Here is a 24,438-nt window from a genome sequence, read left to right on the forward strand (position 1 = left end):
GCGAGGGGCGCGACGTGTGGTGCCGACAGTGGACGCGGTCATACCGGCGTCAACACCGGGAGAGTTATCCACAGATCTTCGTAAGTTATCCAGTGCTGTGCACAACGCTGTGGATAAACTCAGGGGAGAGCTTGACGGGGTCCCGGTGCGGACGCTAGGACCCCGTCGACGGGTGACGGACCGCCGCTACTTCCACTGCGTGGAGACGCCGAAACCGGCCGCGATGAAGCCGAAGCCCACCACGATGTTCCAGTTACGGATCGACTCGACCGGCATGGTGCCGTCGGTGACGTAGAAGACCACGATCCACACCAGCCCGATGGCGAAGAGCGCCAGCATCACCGGCGCCACCCAGCTGCGGTTGGTCAGCTTGATGTTGGTGGTCGGCTTGGCGGGCGGAGGCGTGAAGTCGGCCTTCTTGCGGATACGTGACTTCGGCACGAGGGACTCTCCTGTCGATGCGCTGCGTGACCGCGCAGGGAACTGTGGCTGGCGCCGGGATGTGACGAAGGAGGACGTCTGCGTCCCCCAGGCGTCCGTTAGCGTAGTGGTTCCGCGGCACCGAAGGGGATCAGGGTACGTTGAGCAATTCCGCCGGTACTCCCGAAGGGCCGGGCCGCACCGCGAGGTGGCGCCCCGTCCGGCTGCTCACCCTCGCCGTTTTCGCCCTCGCCGGACTGATCTTCGTCACGAGCTTCAACACCGCCAGGGGCACCAACCTCCGTACGGACGCCTCCCTCCTCAGGCTCTCCGACCTGATCGAGGAGCGCAGCCACAAGAACGCCGGACTCGACGAGTCCGCCGCCGCCCTCCGCTCCCAGGTGGACTCCCTCGCCGCCCGCGACGACGGCTCCACGCGCGCGGAGGACGAGAAGTTCGAAGCGCTGGAGGCGGCGGCCGGCACCACCGAGGTCTCCGGCTCCGGCCTCACCGTCACCCTCAACGACGCCCCGCCGAACGCCCGGGTCGCCCCCGGCTACCCCGAGCCGCAGGCCAACGACCTGGTCATCCACCAGCAGGACCTCCAGGCCGTCGTCAACGCCCTCTGGCGGGGCGGCGCCGAGGGCATCCGGGTCATGGACCAGCGGCTGATCTCCACCAGCGCCGTGCGCTGCGTCGGCAACACCCTGATCCTCCAGGGCCGCGTCTACTCGCCGCCGTACAGGATCACCGCCGTGGGCGACCGGGGGCGGCTGAACCGGGCCCTGGCCGACTCCCCGGCGATCCGGAACTACCAGCTGTACGTCAAGGCGTACGGGCTCGGCTGGAAGGTCGACGAGCACAAGGCGGTGACCCTCCCCGGCTACTCGGGCACGGTGGACCTCCACTACGCGAAGCCGGCGGGCTGACCGGATCCCGTCCACCGGCCGTGGGCGGGATCCGTTTGTCCACAGGCTTCGGACAGCCGACCCCTCCCGGCCCCCTCGCCCCGTACTCTGGTCCCCGTAACGAACGGAAGGGGCGGTCGACGTCATGTACGGCTGGATCTGGCGGCATCTGCCTGGCAACGTGTGGGTGCGGGCGCTGATCTCGATCGTGCTGGTCCTCGCGATCGTCTACGCCCTCTTCCAGTACGTGTTCCCCTGGGCGGAGCCGCTGCTTCCGTTCAACGATGTGACGGTGGACGGCCAGTGAGCGCGCGAATTCTCGTCGTCGACAACTACGACAGTTTCGTCTTCAACCTCGTTCAGTACCTCTACCAGCTCGGCGCCGAGTGCGAAGTCCTCCGCAACGACGAGGTCGAGCTGAGCCACGCCCAGGACGGCTTCGACGGCGTCCTCCTGTCGCCCGGGCCCGGCACGCCCGAGCAGGCCGGGATCTGCGTCGACATGGTCCGGCACTGCGCGGAGACGGGCGTGCCCGTCTTCGGCGTCTGCCTGGGCATGCAGTCGATGGCCGTGGCGTACGGCGGCGTCGTCGACCGCGCGCCCGAGCTGCTGCACGGCAAGACCTCGCTCGTCACGCACGGGGGCCGGGGCGTCTTCACCGGCCTGCCCTCGCCGTTCACCGCGACCCGCTACCACTCGCTGGCCGCCGAGCCCTCCGCCCTGCCCGCCGAGCTCGAAGTCACCGCGCGGACCGAGGACGGCATCGTCATGGGCCTGCGGCACCGCGACCTCCCGGTCGAGGGCGTGCAGTTCCACCCCGAGTCCGTCCTCACCGAGCACGGCCACCTGATGCTGGCCAACTGGCTGGGGGAGTGCGGGGACAAGGGAGCGGTCGACCGGTCGGCGGGACTCGCGCCGGTGGTGGGCAAGGCCGTCGCGTGACGGAGGGCTCGCCGTGGTTCCGGGCGACGCACGAGCCGGGACAGGAGCCGATACCGGAGAGCGGGTACGCACCCGGGGACGGATACGCGCCGGGCGGTGAGTACGGATCGGGCACCGCGTACGGGCCGGGAGACGGGTACGCGCCGGGGGGCGGGTACGGACCCGGCGACGGGTACGGTCCTGGCAACGGGTACGCGCCGGGGGCGGAGCCGCACGCGCAGGGCGCTCCGTACACGCCCGCCGGGCCGTACGACCCCGCCGCCGGGCCGTACGTCCCCGCCACCGACCCGTACGCGCGGGACGGCTCGTACGTGCCCCCCGCCGATCCGTACGCGTCCCCGGAGGGCCCTTACGAGCCTTCCTACGGACCGTACGGCGCCGAGGAGGCCCCGGGGCGCGGGCCCGACGAGACGGCGGTCCTGCCGTCCGTCGAAGGCCCCTCCGAGCCTTCGGGACCCTCGGGGCCCTCGGAGTCCCCGGAGACGGATTCCGAGCGGGGTCCCGGGCCCGGGCGGGCCGAGCGTCGCCGTGCCGCCGCCAAGGGCGGCCGGGGCAAGGGCCGCCGGGGCGCCCCGCCCGCCGCCGCGGCGAAACCGGCCGCGCCCCTCTCCCGGGTCGAGGCCCGGCGGGCCGCCCGCGAGGCCAAGGACAGCGTCGGCGTCGTCGCCAGCCGGGTCGTCGGCGAACTCTTCATCACCCTCGGCGTCGTCATGCTGCTCTTCGTCACCTACCAGCTCTGGTGGACGAACGTCCTCGCCGGCCAGGAGACGAACCAGGCCAAGGAGCGGATCGAGGACACCTGGGCCAAGGGCGGGGACGAGGACGAGCCGGACGTCTTCGAGCCCGGCGAGGGCTTCGCCATCATGTACATCCCCAAGCTGGACGTCGTCGTCCCCATCGCCGAGGGCATCAACAAGACCAAGGTCCTCGACAAGGGCATGGTCGGCCACTACGCCGAGGGCAGCCTCAAGACCGCCATGCCCTCCGACAAGCAGGGCAACTTCGCGGTCGCCGGCCACCGCAACACGCACGGTGAGCCCTTCCGGTACATCAACCGGCTGAAGCCCGGCGACCCGATCGTCGTCGAGACCCGGAACGCGTACTACACGTACGAGATGGCGAGCATCCTGCCGCAGACCGCGCCCTCCAACGTGTCCGTGATCGACCCGGTCCCGAAGGGGTCGGGCTTCACCGAGCCCGGCCGGTACATCACGCTGACCACCTGCACGCCCGAATTCACCAGCACGTACCGCATGATCGTGTGGGGCAGGCTCCTGGAGGAGCGTCCGCGCAGCCAGGGGAAGCCCGAAGCGCTCGTAGGCTGAGACCCCACACCTCCGGACGGGACGACAGGACGACCTCAGTGGCACGAGCGCGCAACCGGATCGCCGGGATCATCAGTGTCTTCGGCGAACTCCTCATCACGGCGGGCCTGGTGCTCGGACTCTTCGTCCTCTACTCGCTGTGGTGGACCAACGTCCTCGCCGACCGCGCCGCCGACCAGGACGGCGCCCAGGTCCGCGACCAGTGGGCCGACGACGCCCCGGGCGCGCTCGACACCCGGGACGGCATCGGCTTCCTGCACGTGCCGGCGATGGGCGACGAGGAGGTTCTGGTGAAGCGGGGCACCGACCCCGCCGTCCTCAACAACGGCGTGGCCGGGTACTACACCGACCCGATCAAGTCCGCGCTCCCGCAGGAGAAGCGGGGCAACTTCACGCTGGCCGCGCACCGGGACGGGCACGGGGCGAAATTCCACAACATCCACAAGTTGAAGACCGGGGACGCGATCGTCTTCGAGTCCAAGGACACCTGGTACGTCTACAAGGTCTACAAGTCCCTGCCCGAGACCACGAAGTACAACGTGGACGTCCTCCAGCCCGTCCCGAAGGAGTCCGGCAAGGCCGGGCCGGGGCGCTACATCACGCTGACCACCTGCACGCCCATGTACACCTCGGACTACCGGTACGTCGTCTGGGGCGAACTGGAGCGCACGGAACGGGTCGACCGCGACCGGACGCCTCCGGCGGAGCTGCGCTGATCCACTCCGCCCGTGACAAGGCGCCCGTGACAACGCGCTGGTGACAAGGGGAGAGCCCCGGCATCCGGAGGATCGGATGCCGGGGCTCTCCCGTCGTACGGGGCGGGCGATCAGTCGAACCAGCCGCCGATGCCGTTGCTGTCGCCGCCGTTGTCGCCGCCGTTGTCGCCGCCGTTGTTGCCACCGTTGTTGTCCCCGTTGTTGTTGTCACCGGGGTTGGTGGGGAGTCCGCCGCCCGCGGTGAAGACCTTCACCGCGGATCCGGTGTCGACCGGGGTGTTCGCGGGCGGGTTGGTGCCGAACACCAGCGCGTCCTCCTTGTCCGAACCCTCCTGGACGACCGTCAGGCCCATGCCTTCGAGCTGCGCCTTGACGTCCTTGAAGGGGCGGTTCGCGAGGCCGTCCGGGATCGTGACCTTGGTCTGCTGCGGGCCCTTGGAGACCTTCAGCGTGACCTGGACGTCCTTCGGCTGGTTCGAGTCGCCCTGCGGGGTCTGGTCGACGACCGTGCCCGCGGGCTTGTCGGAGTCGACTTCCTCCTTGGTCACATTGGTGAAGCCGACCGTGCTCAGCTGCTGGACGGCCTGCTCGTAGGCGCGGTCCTTCACGTTGGGAAGCTGGGACAGCTTCTTCTTCGCGATGGTGATCGTCACCTCGGTGTTCTGCTCCGCCTTGGTGCCGCCGCCCGGGTTCTGGCGCAGGACCGAGCCCGGGTCCTCGTCGGACTCCTCCTCCTCGACCTTGACCTTGAAGCCCTTGTCCTCCAGGGACTTCGTGGCCCGCTCCTGGGACTGCTCCTGGACGTCCGGGACCTCCACGAGCGGCGCGCCCTCGGAGACGAACACCTTGATCGTGCTGTCGGGCTCCACCTTGGTGACGCCGTCCGCGACCGGTTCCTGACGGCAGACGGCGCCGGTGGGCTGGTCGCAGCGCTCGGTCCCCGCCTGCTGGACCTTCAGCTTCACGTTGGCGGCGTGGTTCGTCGCGACGTCCAGCTTCTCGCCGACCAGCTGCGGCACGGTGACCGGCTCGGCGCCTTCCTTCTTGTCGAAGATCGCGACGCCGATGAAGATCGCGCCGATGAGCACCAGGACGCCGGCGAGGGCCAGCAGGATCGTCGAGGTGTTCGACTTCTTCTGGCCGCCTCCGCGACGGCGGTCCGGACGGTCGTCGTAGCCGTAGCCGCCGTCGTTCGGGTTGATCGGGGGGAGCATGGCGGTCTGGCTGCCCGGGTCGGCCTGGCGCAGGGCCGTGGTCGGCTGGTCCTCCGGCGGGTAGCCGCCGTAGCCCCCGCCGTACGAAGGCGCCGCCGCCATGCCCATCGCCGCGGCGGCCGCGACCGGCTGGCCGTCGAGGCAGGCCTCGATGTCCGCGCGCATCTCGTCGGCCGACTGGTAGCGGTAGTCGGGGTCCTTGACCAGCGCCTTGAGGACGATGGCGTCCATCTCGGGCGTGATCTCGGGGTCGAAGTTGCTCGGCGTCTGCGGCTCCTCGCGCACGTGCTGGTACGCGACCGCGACCGGGGAGTCGCCGATGAACGGGGGACGGACGGTGAGCAGCTCGTACAGCAGGCAGCCGGTGGAGTACAGGTCGGAACGGGCGTCGACCTGCTCGCCCTTGGCCTGCTCCGGGGAGAGGTACTGGGCCGTGCCGATCACCGCGGCGGTCTGCGTCATGGTCATGCCCGCGTCGCCCATGGCGCGCGCGATGCCGAAGTCCATGACCTTGACCTGGCCGGTGCGCGTCAGCATGACGTTCGCCGGCTTGATGTCGCGGTGCACGATGCCGGCGCGGTGCGAGTACTCCAGCGCCTGGAGGATGCCGACCGTCATCTCGAGGGTGCGCTCGGGCAGCAGCTTGCGCCCGGAGTGAAGCAGCTCACGCAGGGTCGAACCGTCGACGTACTCCATCACGATGTACGGGATGGAGACCCCGTCGACGTAGTCCTCGCCGGTGTCGTAGACCGCGACGATCGCCGGATGGTTCAGCGAGGCGGCGGACTGGGCCTCACGGCGGAACCGGGCCTGGAAGGACGGATCACGGGCCAGGTCGACCCGCAGCGTCTTCACGGCGACGGTGCGGCCGAGCCGGGTGTCCTGGGCGAGGTACACCTCGGCCATGCCACCACGGCCGAGCACCGAGCCCAGCTCGTACCGGCCGCCGAGGCGACGCGGCTCTTCCATAGCTAATCCAGCCCTCTCCGTCTGTCCCGACCGCACCCATGGGTGGTCCGGCGGTGTGTGCTGTTCGCGCATACGCTACCGGCCCCGGGCAGGCGTTCCGCCCGGGGCCGGTAGCTGATACCTGACCGGTACCTGGCCCGTACCGGGCCGGGGCCCGGGCGGGGGGATCAGCCCCGGGTCTTCAGGACCGCCTTCATCACGGCCTTCGCGATCGGGGCCGCCAGGCCGCCACCGCTGATGTCCTCGCGGTTGGTGCCCTCCGAGTCCTCGACGATGACGGCGACCGCGACCGGGGAGCCCTCGGCGGTCTTCGCGTACGAGATGAACCAGGCGTAGGGGCGCTTGGCGTTCTTCTCGCCGTGCTGGGCCGTACCCGTCTTGCCGCCGACCTTCACGCCGTCCATCTTCAGGTCGGCGTTGCCACCGGTGCCCTCCGTGACGACGTTCTCCATCATCTGCTGGAGCTTCTGGGCGGTCTCCTGCGAGACCGGGCGGCTCATCTCCTCGGGCTCGTTCTTCTTGATCAGGTCGACGTTCGGGGCGCGCAGCTCGTCGATCATGTACGGCTTCATCAGCTTGCCGTCGTTGGCGATCGCCGCCGTGACCATCGCCATCTGGAGCGGGGTGGTCGCGGTGTTGAACTGGCCGATGGAGGAGAGGGCGTTGCCGCCGCGGTCGGCCTTCTTGTCGTAGACGGAGGCGGCGGAGCGGACCGGAACGAACTGCTCGGCGTTGAAACCGAACTTCTCGGCCATCTCGACCATCTTGTCGCGGCCGACGTCGTCGCCGAGCTTGGCGAAGACCGAGTTGCAGGAGATCTCAAGCGCCCTGTTCAGGCTGGCGTTCGCGCAGCCGCTGGCGTGGTTGACCATCTCCTTGTTGGAGAGGGGGATCTTCCAGCCCTCGGGGGTCTTGGTCGGCGCGTTGATGTCGTTGACCTTGCCGTTCTCCAGCGCGGCGGCGGCGGTGACGACCTTGAAGACGGAGCCGGGCGGGTAGATCTCGCGGAGCGCCCGGTTCAGCTTCGGCTTGTTCTTGTCCTTCTCCAGCGCGACCCACGCCTTCTCGTCCTTGCCGGAGTAGCCGGCGAAGGAGGAGGGGTCGTACGAGGGGGTGGAGGCCAGCGCGAGGATCTTGCCGGTGCTCGGCTCGATGGCGACGACGGCGCCGGTGTTGTCGCCGAGGCCCTCGAAGGCGGCCTTCTGCGCGGCGCCGTTGAGGGTGGTGACGACGTCGCCGCCCTTCTTCTTCTCGCCGGTGAACATGGCGAGGGTGCGGTCGAAGAAGAGCCGGTCGTCGTTGCCGGTGAGGATGCCGTCCTCGATCTTCTCGATCTGGTTGGCGTCGTAGGCCTGCGAGGCGTAACCGGTGACCGGGGCCCACATGGGGCCGTCGACATAGGTCCGCTTGTACTTGTAGTACTCGTCCTTGGAGTCCACGGAGCCGGTGATCGGCTTGCCGTCGACGATGATGTTGCCGCGCTCGTTGGCGTACCGCTCGATCTGGACCCGCCGGTTGGACGAGTGGGTGCTCAGTTCGTCGGCGCGGACGAACTGGAGCCAGTTGTCCCGCACGAGCAGGGCGAGGATCAGCAGGCCGCAGAAGATCGCGACCCGTCGCAGCGGCTTGTTCACGGACGGACCACCTGGGTCATCTCGGCGTCGGGGGACGGGGCGGGCGCGGGCGCGGGACGGCGCGCGGTGTCGCTGATCCGGATCAGGATGCCGATCAGGGCCCAGTTGGCGATCACTGAGGAACCGCCGTACGCGAGGAACGGCATGGTCATGCCGGTGAGCGGGATGAGGCCCATCACGCCGCCGGCGACGACGAAGATCTGGAGCGCGAAGGCGCCGGAGAGGCCCATCGCGAGCAGCTTGCCGAAGGGGTCGCGGGCGGCGAGAGCGGTGCGGATGCCGCGCTCGGCGATCAGTCCGTAGAAGAGCAGGAAGACCATCACGCCGGTGAGACCGAGTTCCTCACCCACGGTGGCGAAGATGAAGTCGGAGTTGGCGGCGAACTGGATCAGGTCGGAGTTGCCCTGGCCGAGGCCGGTGCCGAGGATGCCGCCGGAGCCGAAGGACATCAGCACCTGGGTCATCTGGTCACAGGCGTTGACCGTCTCGGCGCAGGCGAAGGGGTCGGCCCAGGCGTCGACACGTGCCTGGACGTGGCTCGCGAAGGAGGCCACGCCGACCGCGCCCGCGACGGACATGCCCAGACCCATGACGATCCAGCTGGTCCGCTCCGTCGCCACGTACAGCATGATCACGAACATGCCGAAGAACAGCATCGAGGTGCCGAGGTCGTTCTCGAAGATCAGGATGAGGAGGCTGACCGCCCAGATCGTCAGGATCGGGCCGAGGTCACGGCCACGCGGCAGGTAGAGGCCCATGAAGCGGCGGCTCGCCAGGGCCAGCGCGTCCCGCTTCACCATGAGGTATCCGGAGAAGAAGACCGCAAGCACGATCTTGGCGAACTCGCCCGGCTGGATGGAGAAGCCGCCGATGCGGATCCAGATCTTGGCGCCGAAGACGTCCGCGCCGAGACCCGGGACGAGCGGCAGCAGCAGGAGGACGAGGGCGGCCATCATGGAGATGTACGTGTAGCGCTGGAGGACCCGGTGGTCCTTGAGCAGCAGCAGCACGCCCACGAACATGGCGATGCCGATCGCCGAGTACATCATCTGGCTGGGAGCGTCCGGGCTGAAGCTGCCGTACTGCCGCATCGAGGTGGCGATCAGCCTCGGCGACTGGTCCAGCCGCCAGATCAGTACCAGACCCATGCCGTTCAGCAGGGTCGCCAGGGGCAGCAGCAGCGGGTCCGCGTACGGGGCCCACTTGCGGACCACCAGGTGCGCGACGCCCGCGAGGAGGGCGAGGCCGAGTCCGTACCCGAGCATGCCGGCCGGGACCTTGCCGTCGATGGCCAGGCCGACGTTGAGGTACGCGAACACCGGGATGGCGACGGCGAACGCGAGCAGCGCCAGCTCGGTGTTGCGGCGGCTCGGCGCCTCGATCGCGCCGATGGTGGTCGTGTTGGTGACAACGCTCATGGTGGTGAAAGGCCCCCCTACGGGTGCTTACTGCTTGCCGCAGTTCGAGGCCAGCTTCTGCTCCTCCCCGGTGAGGGTGGGACCCGGGGACGGAGTGGCTGTGGTGGGCTTGGGGTCGGGGGTGGCGGTGCCGTCGGGCTTCTGGACCGGCGGCTTGCTCGCCTGGTCGGCGGCCTTCTCGGCGGCGGCGCGGCGCTGCTCGGTCTTCTTGCAGGCGGAGACCTGCACGGCCAGCTCGGAGATCTTCGTCTCGGCCTTGCCGAGGCTGCCGCCCGCGATCGTGTTCTCGACCTGCTTCCGCTGGTAGGCGGGGAGGTACTTGAGTTCGATCTCGGGGTGGTCCTTCTCGACCTTCGACAGCGAGACCCACGCCAGGTCCTGGCTGATGCCCTGGTAGAGCGCCACGTGGTGGTCCTTGGCGCCCACGAAGTACTGGGTCTGCGTCCAGCGCCAGCCGCCGTAGAGGCCGCCGCCGAGGAGGGCGAGGACCAGGACGAGGAAGAAGGAGCGCTTGAGCCACTTGCGGCCCTTGCGGGGCTTGACGAAGTCGTCGTCGGTGTACGACTCGAAGGAGCCCTCCGGGGGCATCCCGTCGTAGTCCCGGCCGTCGCCGCTGCCGGGCGGGCCGAAGCCGCCGGCCGGGGGCTGCCGGTGGGCGGCGTGGCGGCCGAGCCCGGAGGCCCGGCCGGCCGGGGTCTGCATGGCCCCGCCGTCGTTCAGCTGGGCCTGGTTCTCGGCGACCGCGCCCACGATGACCGGGGTGTCGCTGAGGTGGCCGGCGAGGGTGTCGCCCCCGTCGACGTCGAGGACGTCGGCGACGATCACCGTGATGTTGTCGGGGCCGCCGCCGCGCAGCGCGAGCTGGATCAGCTCCTGCACGGTCTCCTGCGGGCCCTGGTAGCTGGCGAGGGTGTCCTCGAGGGTCTGGTGCGAGACCACGCCGGACAGGCCGTCGGAGCAGATCAGGTAGCGGTCGCCGGCCCGGACCTCCCGGATGGAGAGGTCGGGCTCGACGTGGTCGCCGCTGCCGAGCGCGCGCATGAGGAGCGAGCGCTGCGGGTGGGTGGTGGCCTCTTCCTCGGTGATCCGGCCCTCGTCGACGAGCCGCTGGACCCAGGTGTGGTCCTGGGTGATCTGGGTGAGGACGCCGTCGCGGAGCAGATAGGCGCGCGAGTCGCCGACGTGCACCAGGCCGAGCCGCTGACCGGTCCACAGGAGGGCGGTGAGCGTGGTGCCCATGCCCTCCAGCTGCGGGTCCTCCTCGACCATCATCCGCAGCTGGTCGTTGGCGCGCTGCACCGCCGTGCCGAGCGAGGTGAGGATGTCGGAGCCGGGGACGTCGTCGTCGAGGGTGACGAGGGTGGAGATCACCTCGGAGGAGGCGACCTCGCCGGCGGCCTGGCCGCCCATGCCGTCGGCGATGGCGAGCAGCCGGGGCCCGGCGTAGCCGGAGTCCTCGTTGCCCTCGCGGATCATGCCCTTGTGCGAGCCCGCGGCGAAGCGCAGCGACAGACTCATGCGCACCTGCCCTGTCGACGCCGCATCGGGGTACGGCCGGTCTCGACCCACACTGCCCACCCTCCGGTCGCTCCGGTCACTTCAGTCGCTCCGGGCGCTTCGGTCGCTCCGGCCGGGAGCACGGCACGTCCCGCGGCGGGGACCGTCCCGGCTCGCTCGCTCCGCTCGCTCATTGTCGTACTACTTCCGGAGCTCGATGACGGTCTTGCCGATGCGGATCGGCGCGCCCAGCGGAATCGGCGTGGCGGTGGTGAGGCGGGCCCGGTCGAGGTACGTGCCGTTGGTGGACCCGAGGTCCTCGACGATCCACTGGCCGTCCCGGTCGGGGTAGATCCGGGCGTGCCTGCTGGAGGCGTAGTCGTCGTCGAGGACGATCGTCGAATCGTGCGCCCGGCCCAGCGTGATCGTCTGGCCCTGGAGGGCGACGGTCGTGCCGGTGAGGGTGCCCTCGGAGACGACGAGTTTGGTCGGGGCGCCACGCCGCTGGCGGCCGCCCGTGCTCTGCTGCTGGCCGCGCTGCTGCGGCGGCGCGGCGGCCTGGCGCGCGGCCTGCTGGGGCCGCGCCTCCTGGCGCCGCGAACCGCGCTGGGTGACCCGCGTACCGAAGAGGTCGCTGCGGATGACCTGGACGGCCACGATGACGAACAGCCACAGAACGGCCAGGAAACCCAACCGCATGACCGTCAGGGTCAGCTCTGACATTGCCCCCGCTTCACCCTTCGGCTTGCCGGTAAACGATGGTGGTGCTGCCCACGACGATCCGCGAGCCGTCGCGGAGCGTAGCGCGGGTGGTGTGCTGCCCGTCCACCACGATGCCGTTGGTGGATCCGAGATCCTGGATCGTCGGGGGCGTTCCGGTCCGGATCTCGCAGTGCCGGCGGGAGACGCCGGGATCGTCGATCCTCACGTCCGCGTCGGTGCTGCGGCCGAGGACCAGGGTCGAGCGCGAGATCTGGTGGCGGGTGCCGTTGATCTCGATCCAGCGGCGCACCTGGGTGCCCGCACCACCGTGGGTGGCGGGTCCGGGCATGGCGCCGGGGCGGCCCGAGGCGGCCTGCGGCCGGTGGCCGGGCGCGCCGGGAGGCGGTGAGGCGGGCATGGGCGGGGCGCCGGCCGGGGGGTACCCGTAGCCGTCGCGGCCCTGCTGTCCGGCCGCGGGCGGCTGCGGCTGTGACGTACTCGACGCCAGTGTGCGGCTGCGGACGCGGTACAGACCGGTGTCAAGGTCCTCGGCCTTCTCCAGGTGGACCTTGATCGGTCCCATGAAGGTGTACCGCTGCTGCTTGGCGTAGTCCCTGACCAGGCCGGCGAGCTCGTCGCCGAGCTGGCCCGAGTAGGGGCTGAGTCGCTCGTAGTCCGGTGTGCTCAGCTCGACGATGAAGTCGTTGGGCACGACGGTCCGCTCGCGGTTCCAGATCTGCGCGTTGTTGTCGCACTCGCGCTGGAGCGCGCCGGCGATCTCGACAGGCTGGACCTCGGACTTGAAGACCTTGGCGAAGGTGCCGTTGACCAGACCTTCGAGACGCTGCTCGAAACGCTTCAGGACTCCCATGGGGCACCTCCTCCGTCGTTGTCGTCCTGGTACTGCTTACTGATCGTATCCACGCGTCGGGAAATCGGCTGGTTCCCCTTCTCTGCCCTGTGGACGAGTGTCACCTCTCACAGGTTGCCCCCACGGATCGTAGAGGCGGCCTGTGGACAGTGTCCCGCACCCAGCTGTGGAAGTGAGGGCTCGGTCCGGGGTCCGGGCGGTCCGTCCCCGTTCCTCCCTCTCCCCGGGCTCTCCCCTCCCCATCCCTCCCCTTCTTTCCCCCGCCCCTCGCAGGTCTCCTCCCGCAGGCGTCCTCCTCCGCTCCGCCCTACCCCCGTCCGCCCTCCTGTCACTCCCTCAGCCCGGCCGCCCCGGCCGTCCGGACCGCCTTGGCCGTCCCGGCTGCCCGGCTCGGTCACTCCGGTCCCTCTGGTCACCTTGGTCTCCGTGACCGGAGCCCAAACAACGGATGTGAATCCACGGTCTGCGACGTGCTAATCTTCAGATGTCGCCAGGCGATCCCACCGAAAAGTGAGAGAGTCCGGAGCACACCCAATGCGCGGGTGGCGGAATAGGCAGACGCGCTGGATTCAGGTTCCAGTGCCCGAAAGGGCGTGGGGGTTCAACTCCCCCCTCGCGCACCAGGAGCATCGCTCCAGCTGTACCGATGAGAAGGTCGGCACCATGAAGATGGTGTCGGCCTTCTCGCTTTCCCGGGACCTTCCCCCGGACCTGTCCCTGATGTGAGGTACTCCACAGGAAGCACGACCTTCGTCGTGGGCGGGTGGGACGAAAGAGGGAAGGCCGGCGGCGGGGCCCGTGCCTAGGGTGCGGGCGTGGACGCTATGTCGAAGTCGGGGGACCGGGGTTCGTACGGGATCGGGGCCGCACTCGCCGCCGGGTGGGCCTGGTTCGCGGTGCCCGGGCAGTGGTCGGGGCGCAGGACCACCGGTGAGGTGGCGCTCGCCGTGGTCGTGGCGCTGCTCGGCGCCGGGACCGAGGAGCTGTTGGGCGGCGAGGGGTGGCGGCCGGCCGGGGTCGCCACCGCTGCCGCCGTCCTTTCGCTGCTGCGGAGGCGGCTCCCCGCGGGCGTGCTCGTCCTGACGGCGGCGCTGTCCCCCTTCCTCGCCGGGTTCGGGCCGCTGCTGCTCGTGGTCGGCTGGTCGGCCGGCCGGTACATCGCGAGCGCCGGGCGGGCGCTGGCCGCGTTCATCGCCGCGTTCGTCCTCGACGTCGGGGGGACGCTCGTGGACACCTGGGACCGGCAGCGGCTCTTCACCGTCGTCTTCATGGCGACCCTCTACTACCTGGGGACCATCCTGGCCCCCGCGCTCGCCCACCGTTACTGGACCCAGCGGCGGACCCTGCTGCACGCGCTCCAGGAGCGCAACGCCCAACTGCTGCGCGAGCGGACCATGGTGGCCTGGCAGGCGCGGCTGCGGGAGCGGCAGCGCATCGCCCAGGACATGCACGACAGCCTCGGGCACCAACTGGCCCTGATCGCCGTGCACACGGGAGCCCTGGAGGTGGACCGGGAGCTGAGCGAGCGGCAGCGCGAGGTGGTCGGCGTCCTGCGGAACGCCTCGGTGACCGCGATGCACGAGCTGAGGGAGGTCGTCGGGATACTCCGCGACGGCGTCGGCGCGGCCGACGGGCAGGCGGCGGCGCCCGCGCCCGCGGGGGACGAGACGGGGCGGGCGGCCCGGGGGATCGCCGGCATCGAGGGGCTGGTGGCGGCGGCCCGTGCGGCCGGCACCGAGGTCGGGCTGCGGCGGTCGGGGGAGGAGCGTCCGCTCGCTCCGGCGGCCGACCACGCGGCGTACAGGATCGTGCAGGAGGCCCTGACCAACGCCTACAAGTACGCGCCGGGAGCGCCGATCGGCGTCGAACTCCGCTACGAGCCGGACGCCTTCGTCGTCGAGGTCGTCAACGAGGAGCCGGTGGGCGGGCCCGGTGAGGACGTGGTGAGCGGCGGGCAGGGGCTGACCGGCCTCGCCGAGCGGGCCCGGCTGGTGGGCGGCATGTGTCACGCGGGGCCGGGCGACGGCGGCGGGTTCCGGGTGGCGGGGATGCTGCCGTACGGGGCGGCGCCGGTCGCGGAGGCGGTGCCTTTGGTCGACGCGGCCGACGACTTCCGGCAGCAGACCACGAAGCCGCTGGTGGGCGATGGTCGTCCGGTCGTGGTCGGACCGGCCGACCGGACTTTCACCGAGCGGGAGTTGGCGATGGCGATGCGTGGGGGCCGGGGCACGGGCAGAGGGGTCGCGGTGGGGTGCGGGATCGCGTTCGCGGCGCTCGTCCTGCTTCTGGTGGCGGGCGGCTTCGGCCTCTACTTCCTGGTGGGTTCGCTGGAGAAGGGGATGATCGATCCCTCGGAGTACGAGGCGGTGAAGATCGGGGCGAGCGAGAAGGAGGTCCGCGACCGGCTGCCCTCGGGCGACTCGATAGCCACGGTGGGCCTCCAGGGCTCGGGGCCCGCGCAGCCGGAAGGGGCCGAGTGCCTGGTGCTGCTGTCCTCGGAGACGGGCGGGAACTGGAACGAGGAGCCCGTTTTCCGGTTCTGCTTCAAGGACGGCAAGCTGATCGAGAAGAAGTCGTACACGGCCGAGCAGCGGTAGCGCGGCCGCTCGTACCGGAGCCGTGGGGGAGAAGCTGTGGCAGGGCAGCCCATCAGGGTCGTGATCGCCGACGACGAGCCGCTGATCAGGGCCGGGATCCGGATGATCCTCAACTCGGACCCGGAGATCCAGGTCGTCGGGGAGGCGGCCGACGGGCGGGCGGCGGTCGATGCGGCGCGGGCGCACGCCGCCGACGTGGTGCTGCTCGACATCCAGATGCCAGTCCTCGACGGGCTCTCGGCGCTGCCGGAGCTGCGGCGGGCGGCGCCCGCGGCCCGGGTCGTCGTCCTGACGACCTTCGGCGAGCGGGAGAACGTCCTGCGGGCACTCGAGTACGGGGGCGCCGGGTTCCTGCTCAAGGACACGGCGCCGGCGGAGCTGATCGGGGCCGTGCGGGCGGCCGCGGCGGGGGACGCGTATCTGTCGCCGGCGGCGACCCGGCACGTGGTGGAGCGGCTCGCCAAGGGCCGGGAGGCGGCCCGCGCCGAGGAGGCGCGGGGGCGGGTGGCGGCGCTGAGCGAGAAGGAGCGGGACGTCCTGGCGCTGCTCGGGGAGGGCCTGTCCAACGCGGACGCGGGGAGGCGGCTGCACATGAGCGAGGGCACGGTGAAGACGTACGTGAGCCGGATCCTGGCCAAGCTGGACTGCGAGAACCGCGTCCAGGCGGCGCTGCTCGCGCGGGACGCGGGGCTGTAAGGACTCGGGGCTGTATGGGAGCGGGGCTGTAAGGCTCGGGGCTGTAAGGGCTTTCCCGGTAGGGGGCGGGGGTTTTCCCGGCGGGGGCGCGGAGCCGGGAGGGTGGGGGCCGGGTCAGGGGGAGGGGTGGTCCGGGAGGGCGTCCGTGCCGGCGTCGTTGTAGCGCAGGAGGTACGCGGCGAAGCGGGCGAGGTCCTCGGCCGACCAGTCCTTGAGGCGCTCCTGATAGGCGGCCCTGCGGTTCGTCCGGGCCGAGGCGAGGACCTTCGTGCCCTTCTCCGTGGCGTGCAGGACCTGCACGCGGTGGTCGTCGGGGGCCGGACGGCGCTCCACGAAGCCGAGCTTCTCCAGGCCGGCGAGCTGGCGGCTGACCGTCGACTTGTCCAGCAGGTAGTGGGCCGCGAGGTCGGTCGCGCGGCAGCCGTGCCGCTCCTCGATGTGGGCGAGGAGCGTGTACGAGACGAGCGGGAGCTCGGGATGGACCCGGGCCGCCGCGGCGCGGGCCCGGCGGGCGAAGGCCGTCAGCTCGCGCTGGATGACGTCGAGGGACGCCTCGCGGGGTGGTTCGGCGCCGTCGGTCATGAGGGCTCCCTCGTCGTCGCACGGGCGCTGTTCGCCCGTCACGGCCTTTCGGTTGTATAGTACAACGGTTCCTTAGTTGTAAAAGCCAACCATGGAGGTCTCGGTGTCCGCAGGACCGAACACCAGGGGAGCGTTGAAGCACGTCCTCGGGCATCTGCTCACCCCCCTGCTGATGTGCGTCGGCATGGGACTCGCCTACCTCGGCGCCTTCCACGCCCCCGAACCCCACGACCTGCGCGTCGACGTCGTCGGCTCGGGACCCACGACCCAGGTCCTGGCCCAGTCGCTCCAGGACAGGGGGGCGGGCGCCCTCGACGTCCGTACCGTCGCCGACCGGGAGACGGCCGTCACCGCGCTGCGCGAGCAGCACAGCTTCGGCGCCTACGTACCGGGCACGAAGCCCGAGCTCCTCGTCGCCTCGGGCTCCTCCGACACCAGCGCCATGGCGGTCGAGAAGGTGTTCACCAAGGTCGCCGCCGCGCAGGACGCCCCCCTGAGGGTCACCGACGTCGCCCCCACCGCCTCCGGCGACCCCACCGGCCAGGGCGTCTTCTTCCTCCTGGTCGCCCTCAGCATCGGCGCGTACGCCTCGGTCGCCGTCATCGGCGGCGCCGGAGCCGTCCTGCCCATGCGGATCAGGGTCCTCCTCGCCGCCGGCATGTCGTTCGTCGTCAGCCTGATCGGCACCCTCTTCGCCGGACCGGTCTTCCACCTGGTCGACCGGGGGCTCGGCGGGGTGTGGGCGATGTCCTGGCTGTACGCGGCGGGCATCCTCCTCGTCGGCGTCGGCCTGCACACCTTCCTGCGCCGCTGGACCACGCTCGGCGTGATGGTCCTCTTCGTCATGCTCAACTTCACCAGCTCGGGCGGCATCTACCGGCCCGAGCTCCAGCCCGGCTTCTTCGGCTCCCTGCACGCCTTCTGGAACGGCGCGGGCTTCGTCGAGGGCGTGCGCGCCCATGTGTACTTCGACGGTTACGACCTCGGCGGGAACGTCCTCGTCCTCGCTTTCTGGCTGCTCGCCGGAGCCGTCCTCGTCACCGTCGCGGGCCTCACGGAGGCGCGGCGCGCGAAGCCGGCCGAGGGTGTGCCTGCCGTCGGCCCCGCTCCGAAGACCGCCATGGAGGCCACCTCGAAGGCCACAGCGGAGGCCACGGCGGAGGAGAAGGCCGAGGCCGAGGAGGAGATGGAGGAGGCCGTCGCGGTCTGAGGACCGCCCGGGTTCCGGCGGCGGGTACCTGCCCGGAGCGCTTCCGGGGAGTTGTCCACAGGCGCTCGTCCACAGGGGGAGACGGCCGATCGGCGGCGGCGGTACCGTCGGGGCCGAACGAGTAGGACATCGCATCGGGGGAGGGCGTCCCATGGACGTGATCACGGCTGTCGTGCCGGAACAGCGCGGTACGGACAGCGTGGGCGACCGGGCGCGGATCCCGCACGTGCCGGGGTTCGCGCGCCGGGCGGCCGCCGGGACCGGCGTCTCCCCCAAGGAGTGGGGCAAGGAGCTGCGCGAGCGGGTCCCCCGCTCCTCGCACGCCCGGCAGGACCCCGTCGCCGGGCGTCCGGACGCCGTCCGCGCCGTCGAGGAGTCGAACCGCGGCCGGGTCCCCGAGCTCACGCCGATACGGGTCGGCAGGATGGCGGCGAGCCCGTTCGCCTTCCTGCGCGGGTCCGCCGGGCTGATGGCCCAGGACCTCGCCGGGACCCCCGTCACCGGGATCGCCGCGCAGCTGTGCGGTGACGCGCACGCCGCCAACTTCGGTCTCTACGGGGACGCCCGCGGCCGGCTCGTCATGGACCTCAACGACTTCGACGAGACCGTCGTCGGTCCCTGGGAGTGGGACCTCAAGCGGCTCGCCACCTCCCTCGTCCTCGCCGGACGGGAGGTCGGCGCGAGCGAGGAGGCCTGCCGGGCCGCCGCCTTCGACGCCGTCGGCGCCTACCGGCGCACCATGCGCCTGCTCGCCCGGCTCCCCGTCGCCGACGCCTGGAACGCGATCGCCGACGAGGAGCTCGTCTCCCACGCCGACGCCCACGACCTCCTCGGCATCCTGGAGAAGGTCTCCGCCAAGGCCCGCAACAACACCAGCGCCCGGTTCGCCGCCCGGTCGACCGAGATCGTGGCGGACGCCGGGGGCGGCGGCCGCAGGTTCGTCGACGCTCCCCCGGTGCTGCGCGGGATCCCGGACGCCGAGGCGGCCCGGGTCGCCGCCTCCCTCGGCGCGTACCTGGAGACCGTGTCCGAGGACCGGCTGCCGCTCCTCGCGCGGTACGCCGTCCACGACGTGGCCTTCCGGGTGGTCGGCACCGGCAGCGTCGGCACCCGCTCCTACGTCGTGCTGCTCCTGGACCACCGGGGCGAGCCGCTGGTGCTCCAGGTCAAGGAGGCCCGGCCCTCGGCCCTGCTCCCCCACCTGCCGGCCGCCGGCTTCACCGTGAAGGAGGCGGACCACGAGGGGAGGCGCGTGGTGCTCGGGCAGAAGCGGATGCAGGTCGTCAGCGACATCCTGCTCGGCTGGACCACGGTCGACGGGCGCCCCTTCCAGGTGCGCCAGTTCCGCAACCGCAAGGGCAGCGTCGACCCCGCCGCGCTCGCCGCCGACCAGGTCGACGACTACGGGCGGATGACCGGCGCCCTGCTCGCCCGCGCCCACGCCCACAGCGCCGACCCGCGTCTGATATCCGGCTACTGCGGCAAGAACGAGGAGCTGGACGAGGCCGTCGCCTCCTTCGCCGTCGCGTACGCGGACCGCACCACGGCCGACCACGCCGACCTGCTCTCCGCCGTCCGCTCCGGACGGGTGGCGGCCGAGCTGGGCGTCTGACTCCCGCGCGGGACCGATCCCCCGGCCCCTTACGCTGGGAGGGTGACGAGCCGGAACGAGGACAGCGACGTGGACCAGGGCCTGGAGCAGGGCGCGGACACCGGGGGCGACGAGCGGCCCGAGGCACGGCTCGGGCGTGCCGTGCGGGCGGCCGAACAGGCGCTGATCGAGTTCGAGATCGCCGTCGAGACCTTCCGGGTCGAGGTGGAGAACTTCTCCCGGCTGCACCACCAGAAGCTCGGCCCGATGTACGCGCGGCTCGACGAGCTGGAGGCGCTGATCGCCGAGGCCCGGGCGGCGCGCACCGGCGACCCGGAGGACCTGCGGCGGGCCCGGGAGGCGCGGGCGTCCGTCATGCCGATGCCGGGCGTGGAGGAGCTGTTCCACGACTGGATCGACACCGACGGCCTCTCCCCCGAGGCGGCGGCCATGCTCACCGAGCGACCGGTCCAGCCGCCGAAGCGGGTCCGGCCCGGCGAGGAGGCCCGCAGGCTCTACCGCGAGCTGGCCCGCAAGGCCCATCCCGACCTGGCCCGCGAGGAGGACGAGCGGAAGCGCCGCGAGGAGTTCATCACCCGGGTGAACGCCGCCTACGCCCGGGGCGACGAGGGACTGCTGCGCGAGCTGTCCGCCGAGTGGGAGGCCGGGCCGGCACCGGCCGAGGAGCGGCTCGGCGAGAGCGAGGAGCTGTACGCGCGCCTGGAGTGGCTGGCGGAGCGCAAGGACATGTTGTCGGCGGTGGCGCGGGAGCTGGAGGAGAGCGCGATCGGCGCGATGCTGCGGATGGCACCGGACGACCCGGACCGGCTCCTGGAGGAGATCGCGGAGCAGCTGCTCGCGCAGGTCTCCGAGCGGGAGAACGAGCTGTCCGGCCTGGTGCAGTAGGTTTTCCGTGCGCCCGACTTCCTGCGGGCGGTTCCCACGAGAGAAGGCCGGTCCCATGAATTTCTCCCCGCTGCCCTCGGTGGACGCGGCTTCCGTGCCGGCCGACGCCCTGGTGCTGGACGTCAGGGAGGAGGACGAGTGGGCCGCAGGCCACGTCGAGGGCGCGGTGCACGTGCCGATGAGCGACTTCGTGGCCCGCTTCGGCGAGGTCACGGAGTCCCTGGCCGAGCACGGCCGGGCCTATGTGATGTGCCGGGTGGGCGGCCGGTCGGCGCAGGTCACCCAGTACCTGGTCCAACAGGGCTTCGACGCGGTGAACGTCGACGGCGGGATGCTCGCCTGGGACGGTGCCGGACGCCCGATGGTGGCGGAGAACGGCGGCCGGGCGTTCGTCCTCTGACCCCCGGCCCCGGAGCCCGGGGAGGGCTTGCGTCGTCCTCTCCCGGACCCCCGGGTCTCCGGAATCTTCTCCAGGCCCTCCGGCCCCGCCCCGTCAGCGGTCGAAGTCCAGCTCCACGTCGGCGGTGGTGGGGCGGGACTGGCAGGCCAGGACGTAACCGGCCTCCGTCTCGTCCGGCTCCAGGGCGAAGTTGCGGTCCATCCGCACCTCTCCGCCGACGACGAAGGCCCGGCAGGTGCCGCACACCCCGCCCTTGCAGGCGTACGGGGCGTCCGCGCGGGCGCGGAGCACGGTGTCCAGGAGCGACTCGCCCCGCTCCACCGGCCAGGTCCCGGACCGGCCGTGCAGGGTCGCGGTCAGGGTGGCGTGCGCGGGGGCGTCGGCCGCCGGGGCCGCCGCGGGCGCGGAGCCGTCGTCGACGTGGAAGATCTCCTGGTGGATCCGGCCCCGGTCGACGCCCAGGTCGCGCAGCGCGCGCTCGGCGCCCTGCACCAGACCGAACGGGCCGCACAGGAACCAGCCGTCTACCTCGCCGACCGGCAGCAGCGCGGGGAGCAGCCCGGCGAGCCGCTCGCGATCGAGCCGGCCGGACGGCAGCCCCGCCTGCTGCTCCTCCCGGGAGAGCACGGTGACCAGCTGGAAGCGGTCGGGGTAACGGTCCTTGAGGTCGGCCACCTCGTCCAGGAACATCGTGGACGCGGCGGTGCGGTCGCTCCGGACCAGACAGAACCGGGCCTCCGGCTCGCGGGCGAGCAGGGTGGCCGCCATCGAGAGCACCGGGGTGATGCCGCTGCCGCCGACGACGGCGGCGAAGCGGCCGGGACGCGGGGCGAGCGTGAAGCGTCCCATCGGCTCCATGACCTCGACGAGCTCACCGACGGCCAGCTCCTTGAGGGCGTACGTCGAGAACGCGCCGCCGTCCACGAGCCGGATGCCGACGCGCAGGACGGGGGGCTCGCCGACCGGGGCGGCGGGGGCGCAGATCGAGTACGTGCGCCGGACCTCCTCGCCCCGCTCGCCGGTGCGCCGCAGCGCGAGGTGCTGGCCGGGCAGGTGCCGGTACGCCTCGCGCAGCTCGGGCGGGACCGCGAAGGTGACGGCCACGGAGTCGTCCGTGAGCCGCTCGACCTCGCTCACCGCGAGCGGATGGAACCCGGCCCGCCCCGCGCCTGAGGACACCATCTACAGCTCCTTGAAGTGGTCGAACGGTTCGCGGCAGGCGGTGCAGCGGCGCAGTGCCTTGCACGCGGTGGAGGAGAAGCGGCTCAGGAGCTCGGTGTCGGTGGAACCGCAGTGCGGGCAGCGGATCGCCAGCGTCAGCGGCACCGGGCCGCCGGCCGGGCCCTGCGGGCGCGGCGGGGCGATGCCGAACTCGGTGAGCTTGCGCCGCCCCTCCTCGCTGATGTCGTCGGTGGACCAGGCGGGGGCGAGGACCGTGACGACGGAGACCTCCGGAACCCCGTGGTCGTGGAGGGCGCGCTCGATGTCCGCGGACATGGCCTCGATCGCGGGGCAGCCCGTGTACGTCGGGGTGAGGGTGACCTCGACCCGGCCGGGACCGGTGACGTGGACCCCCCGCATCACCCCCAGCTCCTCCAGGGTGAGGACGGGAAGCTCCGGGTCGGGGACGGCTCCGGCGACCCGGCTCAGCTCCTCCTCCAGGGCCGTCATGGTCACCACGACGCCCCCGGGTGGCTGCGGTGCAGGTGCTGCATCTCGGCCAGCATCCGCCCGAAGGACTCGGTGTGCAGGCCCTGGCGGCCCGCGCCCGCGCTCCAGGCGCCGGTGCGCGGCCCGGAGGGCACGGCGAGCGTGGCCCTGCCGAGGACATCCGTCACCGACTCCAGCCAGGCGCTCTCCAGGGCCGCGTGGTCCACGTCGAGCCCTTCGACCGGCCGGAACAGCTCGCCGGTGTACCGCCACAGGGCGTCGCAGGCCCGCCGCATCCGCTCGTGGCTCTCGGGGGTGCCGTCGCCGAGGCGCAGCGTCCAGTGCTCGGCGTGGTCCCGGTGGTAGGCGACCTCCTTGACGGCCTTCGCCGCGAGACCGGCGAAGGGCCCGTCGCCGGAGGCCAGCCACCCGTACAGCAGGTGCTGGTAGGTGGAGAAGTACAGCTGCCGGGCGATGGTGTGGGCGAAGTCGCCGTTCGGCTGCTCGACGAGCTGGGCGTTGCGGAAGGAGCGCTCCTCCCGGAGGTAGGCCAGTTCGTCCTCGTCGCCGACGAGGGAGAGCAGGACGCGGGCCTGGCCGAGCAGGTCGAGCGCGATGTTCGCCAGGGCGACCTCCTCCTCCAGGACGGGGGCGGAGCCGGCCCACTCCCCCAGGCGGTGGGAGAGGACGAGGGCGTCGTCGCCGAGGGCGAGGGCCGCGCCGACGGGCACGGCGGCGGGGACGCCCTCGCGGGCGTCGGCGCTCTCCCGGGTCCCGGCGCCTTCCCGGGTGTCGGAGGTGCTCACAGGTGTTTCACCCCCTCCGGGATCTCGTAGAAGGTCGGGTGGCGGTAGGGCTTGTCCGCCGCCGGGTCGAAGAAGGGGTCCTTCTCGTCGGGCGAGGAGGCGGTGATCGTCGCGGAGGGCACGACCCAGATCGAGACGCCCTCGCTCCTGCGGGTGTACAGGTCGCGGGCGTTGCGCAGGGCCATCTCCGCGTCGGGCGCGTGGAGGCTGCCCGCGTGGGTGTGGGACAGTCCGCGGCGCGAGCGCACGAACACCTCCCACAGGGGCCAACCGTCGCTCGTCATGCCTGTGCCTCCCCGTGCTTTCCGGTGTGCTTCTCCGCGTGGGCCGCCGCGGCTTCCCTGACCCAGGCGCCGTCCTCGTGGGCCTGGCGCCGCCTGCTCAGCCGCTGGTCGTTGCAGGGGCCGTTCCCCTTGAGGACGTCCCAGAACTCGGTCCAGTCGATCGGCCCGAAGTCGTAGTGCCCGCGCTCCTCGTTCCACCGGAGGTCCGGGTCGGGGAGGGTGAGGCCGAGGGCGTCGGCCTGCGGCGCGGCGATGTCGACGAAGCGCTGCCGCAGCTCGTCGTTGGAGTGGCGCTTGATCTTCCAGGCCATCGCCTGCGCGGTGTGGGTCGACTCGTCGTCCGGCGGGCCGAACATCATCAGAGAGGGCCACCACCAGCGGTCCACCGCGTCCTGCGCCATGGCGTGCTGGGCCTCGGTGCCGTTCGACAGGGCGAGCAGCGCCTCGTACCCCTGGCGCTGGTGGAAGGACTCCTCCTTGCAGACCCGGACCATCGCGCGGGCGTACGGGCCGTAGGAGCAGCGGCACAGGGGGACCTGGTTGGTGATCGCGGCGCCGTCCACCAGCCAGCCGATCGCGCCGACGTCGGCCCAGGTCAGCGTGGGGTAGTTGAAGATCGAGGAGTACTTCTGGCGGCCGGAGTGGAGCTTGTCGAGCAGCTCGTCGCGGCTGGTGCCGAGGGTCTCCGCCGCGCTGTACAGGTACAGCCCGTGGCCCGCCTCGTCCTGCACCTTGGCCATCAGGATCGCCTTGCGGCGCAGCGAGGGCGCGCGGGTGATCCAGTTCGCCTCGGGCTGCATGCCGATGATCTCGGAGTGGGCGTGCTGCGCGATCTGCCGGACGAGCGAGGCGCGGTAGGCCTCGGGCATCCAGTCGCGCGGCTCGATGCGCTCGTCGGCGGCGACGGCGGCGTCGAACACGGCCTCGTGGGCGGCCGCCTCCACCGCGGCCGCGTCCGCCGCGTCGGCCGTGCCCGCGCCGCCCGCCGCGCCCGCGGTCCCTGCCGTTCCTGCCGTCACTGCGGTCATCAGATCCCCTACCGACCGATCGTTCGGTTCATTGGCTTCAATGGTGAGACGGCGGCCCGTATGGTGTCAACC

At 71.5% G+C, this 24,438-nt stretch carries 24 protein-coding genes and 1 tRNA gene; 12 read left to right on the forward strand and 13 right to left on the reverse strand.

Features of this window, described 5'->3' with window-relative positions; translation table 11 throughout:
* Positions 1–186: 186 nt before the first annotated feature.
* Positions 187–441 (reverse strand): cell division protein CrgA, encoded by a 255-nt coding sequence (gene crgA, locus ACFY7E_RS09695; protein WP_389482627.1) that lies wholly within the window; start codon positions 439–441, stop codon positions 187–189.
* 140 nt (positions 442–581) lie between these two features.
* Between crgA and ACFY7E_RS09700 the strand changes: the two genes are divergently transcribed.
* From ACFY7E_RS09700 to ACFY7E_RS09720, 5 genes are all read left to right on the forward strand, one after another.
* Entirely contained in the window at positions 582–1,349 is a 768-nt protein-coding gene (locus ACFY7E_RS09700) for a DUF881 domain-containing protein (protein ID WP_389482629.1), read from the forward strand.
* A gap of 124 nt (positions 1,350–1,473) precedes the next feature.
* Positions 1,474–1,635, forward strand: coding sequence for a hypothetical protein (locus ACFY7E_RS09705; protein ID WP_383435421.1), 162 nt, complete (start codon positions 1,474–1,476; stop codon positions 1,633–1,635).
* Positions 1,632–2,270: an aminodeoxychorismate/anthranilate synthase component II gene (locus tag ACFY7E_RS09710; RefSeq protein ID WP_389482632.1), complete on the forward strand. Its 639-nt coding sequence runs from the start codon at positions 1,632–1,634 to the stop codon at positions 2,268–2,270. The genes ACFY7E_RS09705 and ACFY7E_RS09710 overlap by 4 nt, the downstream gene beginning before the upstream one ends.
* Positions 2,267–3,595: a class E sortase gene (locus ACFY7E_RS09715; protein ID WP_389482634.1), complete on the forward strand. Its 1,329-nt coding sequence runs from the start codon at positions 2,267–2,269 to the stop codon at positions 3,593–3,595. The genes ACFY7E_RS09710 and ACFY7E_RS09715 overlap by 4 nt, the downstream gene beginning before the upstream one ends.
* A gap of 38 nt (positions 3,596–3,633) precedes the next feature.
* On the forward strand, positions 3,634–4,311 hold the full coding sequence (locus ACFY7E_RS09720; protein ID WP_389482637.1) for a class E sortase: 678 nt from the start codon (positions 3,634–3,636) through the stop codon (positions 4,309–4,311).
* 110 nt (positions 4,312–4,421) lie between these two features.
* On the opposite strand, the gene pknB is transcribed toward ACFY7E_RS09720, so the two are convergent.
* From pknB to ACFY7E_RS09750, 6 genes are all read right to left on the reverse strand, one after another.
* Positions 4,422–6,494, reverse strand: coding sequence for a Stk1 family PASTA domain-containing Ser/Thr kinase (gene pknB / locus ACFY7E_RS09725; RefSeq protein ID WP_389482639.1), 2,073 nt, complete (start codon positions 6,492–6,494; stop codon positions 4,422–4,424).
* 167 nt (positions 6,495–6,661) lie between these two features.
* A complete protein-coding gene (locus ACFY7E_RS09730; protein WP_389482642.1) occupies positions 6,662–8,128 on the reverse strand; it encodes a peptidoglycan D,D-transpeptidase FtsI family protein in 1,467 nt (488 codons plus the stop codon).
* Positions 8,125–9,546 (reverse strand): FtsW/RodA/SpoVE family cell cycle protein, encoded by a 1,422-nt coding sequence (locus tag ACFY7E_RS09735; RefSeq protein ID WP_389482645.1) that lies wholly within the window; start codon positions 9,544–9,546, stop codon positions 8,125–8,127. The genes ACFY7E_RS09730 and ACFY7E_RS09735 overlap by 4 nt, the downstream gene beginning before the upstream one ends.
* A 27-nt stretch (positions 9,547–9,573) precedes the next feature.
* Positions 9,574–11,064, reverse strand: coding sequence for a Stp1/IreP family PP2C-type Ser/Thr phosphatase (locus tag ACFY7E_RS09740; RefSeq protein ID WP_389482647.1), 1,491 nt, complete (start codon positions 11,062–11,064; stop codon positions 9,574–9,576).
* 180 nt (positions 11,065–11,244) lie between these two features.
* Positions 11,245–11,766 carry an FHA domain-containing protein gene (locus ACFY7E_RS09745; protein WP_383435398.1) on the reverse strand — a complete coding sequence of 174 codons (522 nt, stop codon included), beginning with the start codon at positions 11,764–11,766 and terminating at the stop codon, positions 11,245–11,247.
* Between the two features lie 10 nt (positions 11,767–11,776).
* Positions 11,777–12,616 carry an FhaA domain-containing protein gene (locus tag ACFY7E_RS09750; RefSeq protein WP_383435396.1) on the reverse strand — a complete coding sequence of 280 codons (840 nt, stop codon included), beginning with the start codon at positions 12,614–12,616 and terminating at the stop codon, positions 11,777–11,779.
* A 536-nt stretch (positions 12,617–13,152) separates the two neighbouring features.
* Here ACFY7E_RS09750 and ACFY7E_RS09755 point away from each other — a divergent pair.
* From ACFY7E_RS09755 to ACFY7E_RS09765, 3 genes are all read left to right on the forward strand, one after another.
* Positions 13,153–13,239 (forward strand) — tRNA-Leu (locus ACFY7E_RS09755).
* Positions 13,240–13,440: 201 nt separating this feature from the next.
* The gene (locus tag ACFY7E_RS09760) at positions 13,441–15,213 is read left to right on the forward strand and encodes a sensor histidine kinase (RefSeq protein WP_389483343.1); all 1,773 of its coding nucleotides are present in this window, start codon (positions 13,441–13,443) and stop codon (positions 15,211–15,213) included.
* A gap of 36 nt (positions 15,214–15,249) precedes the next feature.
* The gene (locus ACFY7E_RS09765) at positions 15,250–15,909 is read left to right on the forward strand and encodes a response regulator (RefSeq protein ID WP_389482649.1); all 660 of its coding nucleotides are present in this window, start codon (positions 15,250–15,252) and stop codon (positions 15,907–15,909) included.
* A 114-nt stretch (positions 15,910–16,023) separates the two neighbouring features.
* Here ACFY7E_RS09765 and ACFY7E_RS09770 read toward each other — a convergent pair whose 3' ends face one another.
* Positions 16,024–16,491 (reverse strand): MarR family winged helix-turn-helix transcriptional regulator, encoded by a 468-nt coding sequence (locus ACFY7E_RS09770; RefSeq protein ID WP_383435390.1) that lies wholly within the window; start codon positions 16,489–16,491, stop codon positions 16,024–16,026.
* Positions 16,492–16,582: 91 nt separating this feature from the next.
* Here ACFY7E_RS09770 and ACFY7E_RS09775 point away from each other — a divergent pair, with 91 nt between their 5' ends.
* From ACFY7E_RS09775 to ACFY7E_RS09790, 4 genes are all read left to right on the forward strand, one after another.
* A complete protein-coding gene (locus ACFY7E_RS09775; protein ID WP_389482652.1) occupies positions 16,583–17,701 on the forward strand; it encodes a hypothetical protein in 1,119 nt (372 codons plus the stop codon).
* 151 nt (positions 17,702–17,852) lie between these two features.
* Positions 17,853–19,313 (forward strand): DUF2252 domain-containing protein, encoded by a 1,461-nt coding sequence (locus ACFY7E_RS09780; protein WP_389482654.1) that lies wholly within the window; start codon positions 17,853–17,855, stop codon positions 19,311–19,313.
* 42 nt (positions 19,314–19,355) lie between these two features.
* Complete coding sequence (locus tag ACFY7E_RS09785; RefSeq protein WP_389482656.1) at positions 19,356–20,198, forward strand: hypothetical protein; 843 nt, start codon at positions 19,356–19,358, stop codon at positions 20,196–20,198.
* Between the two features lie 55 nt (positions 20,199–20,253).
* Positions 20,254–20,598: a rhodanese-like domain-containing protein gene (locus tag ACFY7E_RS09790; RefSeq protein ID WP_383435381.1), complete on the forward strand. Its 345-nt coding sequence runs from the start codon at positions 20,254–20,256 to the stop codon at positions 20,596–20,598.
* Positions 20,599–20,691: 93 nt separating this feature from the next.
* Here ACFY7E_RS09790 and ACFY7E_RS09795 read toward each other — a convergent pair whose 3' ends face one another.
* The 5 genes from ACFY7E_RS09795 to paaA all read right to left on the reverse strand — a co-directional run bounded on the left by ACFY7E_RS09795 (position 20,692) and on the right by paaA (position 24,366).
* Positions 20,692–21,780 carry a 2Fe-2S iron-sulfur cluster-binding protein gene (locus ACFY7E_RS09795; protein WP_389482659.1) on the reverse strand — a complete coding sequence of 363 codons (1,089 nt, stop codon included), beginning with the start codon at positions 21,778–21,780 and terminating at the stop codon, positions 20,692–20,694.
* A complete protein-coding gene (gene paaD / locus ACFY7E_RS09800; protein WP_389482661.1) occupies positions 21,781–22,278 on the reverse strand; it encodes a 1,2-phenylacetyl-CoA epoxidase subunit PaaD in 498 nt (165 codons plus the stop codon). It abuts the gene before it with no gap.
* Positions 22,272–22,979 (reverse strand): 1,2-phenylacetyl-CoA epoxidase subunit PaaC, encoded by a 708-nt coding sequence (paaC, locus tag ACFY7E_RS09805; protein WP_389483346.1) that lies wholly within the window; start codon positions 22,977–22,979, stop codon positions 22,272–22,274. The genes paaD and paaC overlap by 7 nt, the downstream gene beginning before the upstream one ends.
* A 71-nt stretch (positions 22,980–23,050) precedes the next feature.
* Complete coding sequence (paaB, locus tag ACFY7E_RS09810; protein WP_053640055.1) at positions 23,051–23,338, reverse strand: 1,2-phenylacetyl-CoA epoxidase subunit PaaB; 288 nt, start codon at positions 23,336–23,338, stop codon at positions 23,051–23,053.
* Complete coding sequence (paaA, locus tag ACFY7E_RS09815; protein ID WP_389482665.1) at positions 23,335–24,366, reverse strand: 1,2-phenylacetyl-CoA epoxidase subunit PaaA; 1,032 nt, start codon at positions 24,364–24,366, stop codon at positions 23,335–23,337. Before paaA ends, paaB begins: the two co-directional genes overlap by 4 nt.
* Positions 24,367–24,438 lie beyond the last annotated feature (72 nt).

Origin of the sequence: Streptomyces sp. NPDC012825 (assembly GCF_042900925.1) — a bacterium.
Classification (GTDB): domain Bacteria; phylum Actinomycetota; class Actinomycetes; order Streptomycetales; family Streptomycetaceae; genus Streptomyces.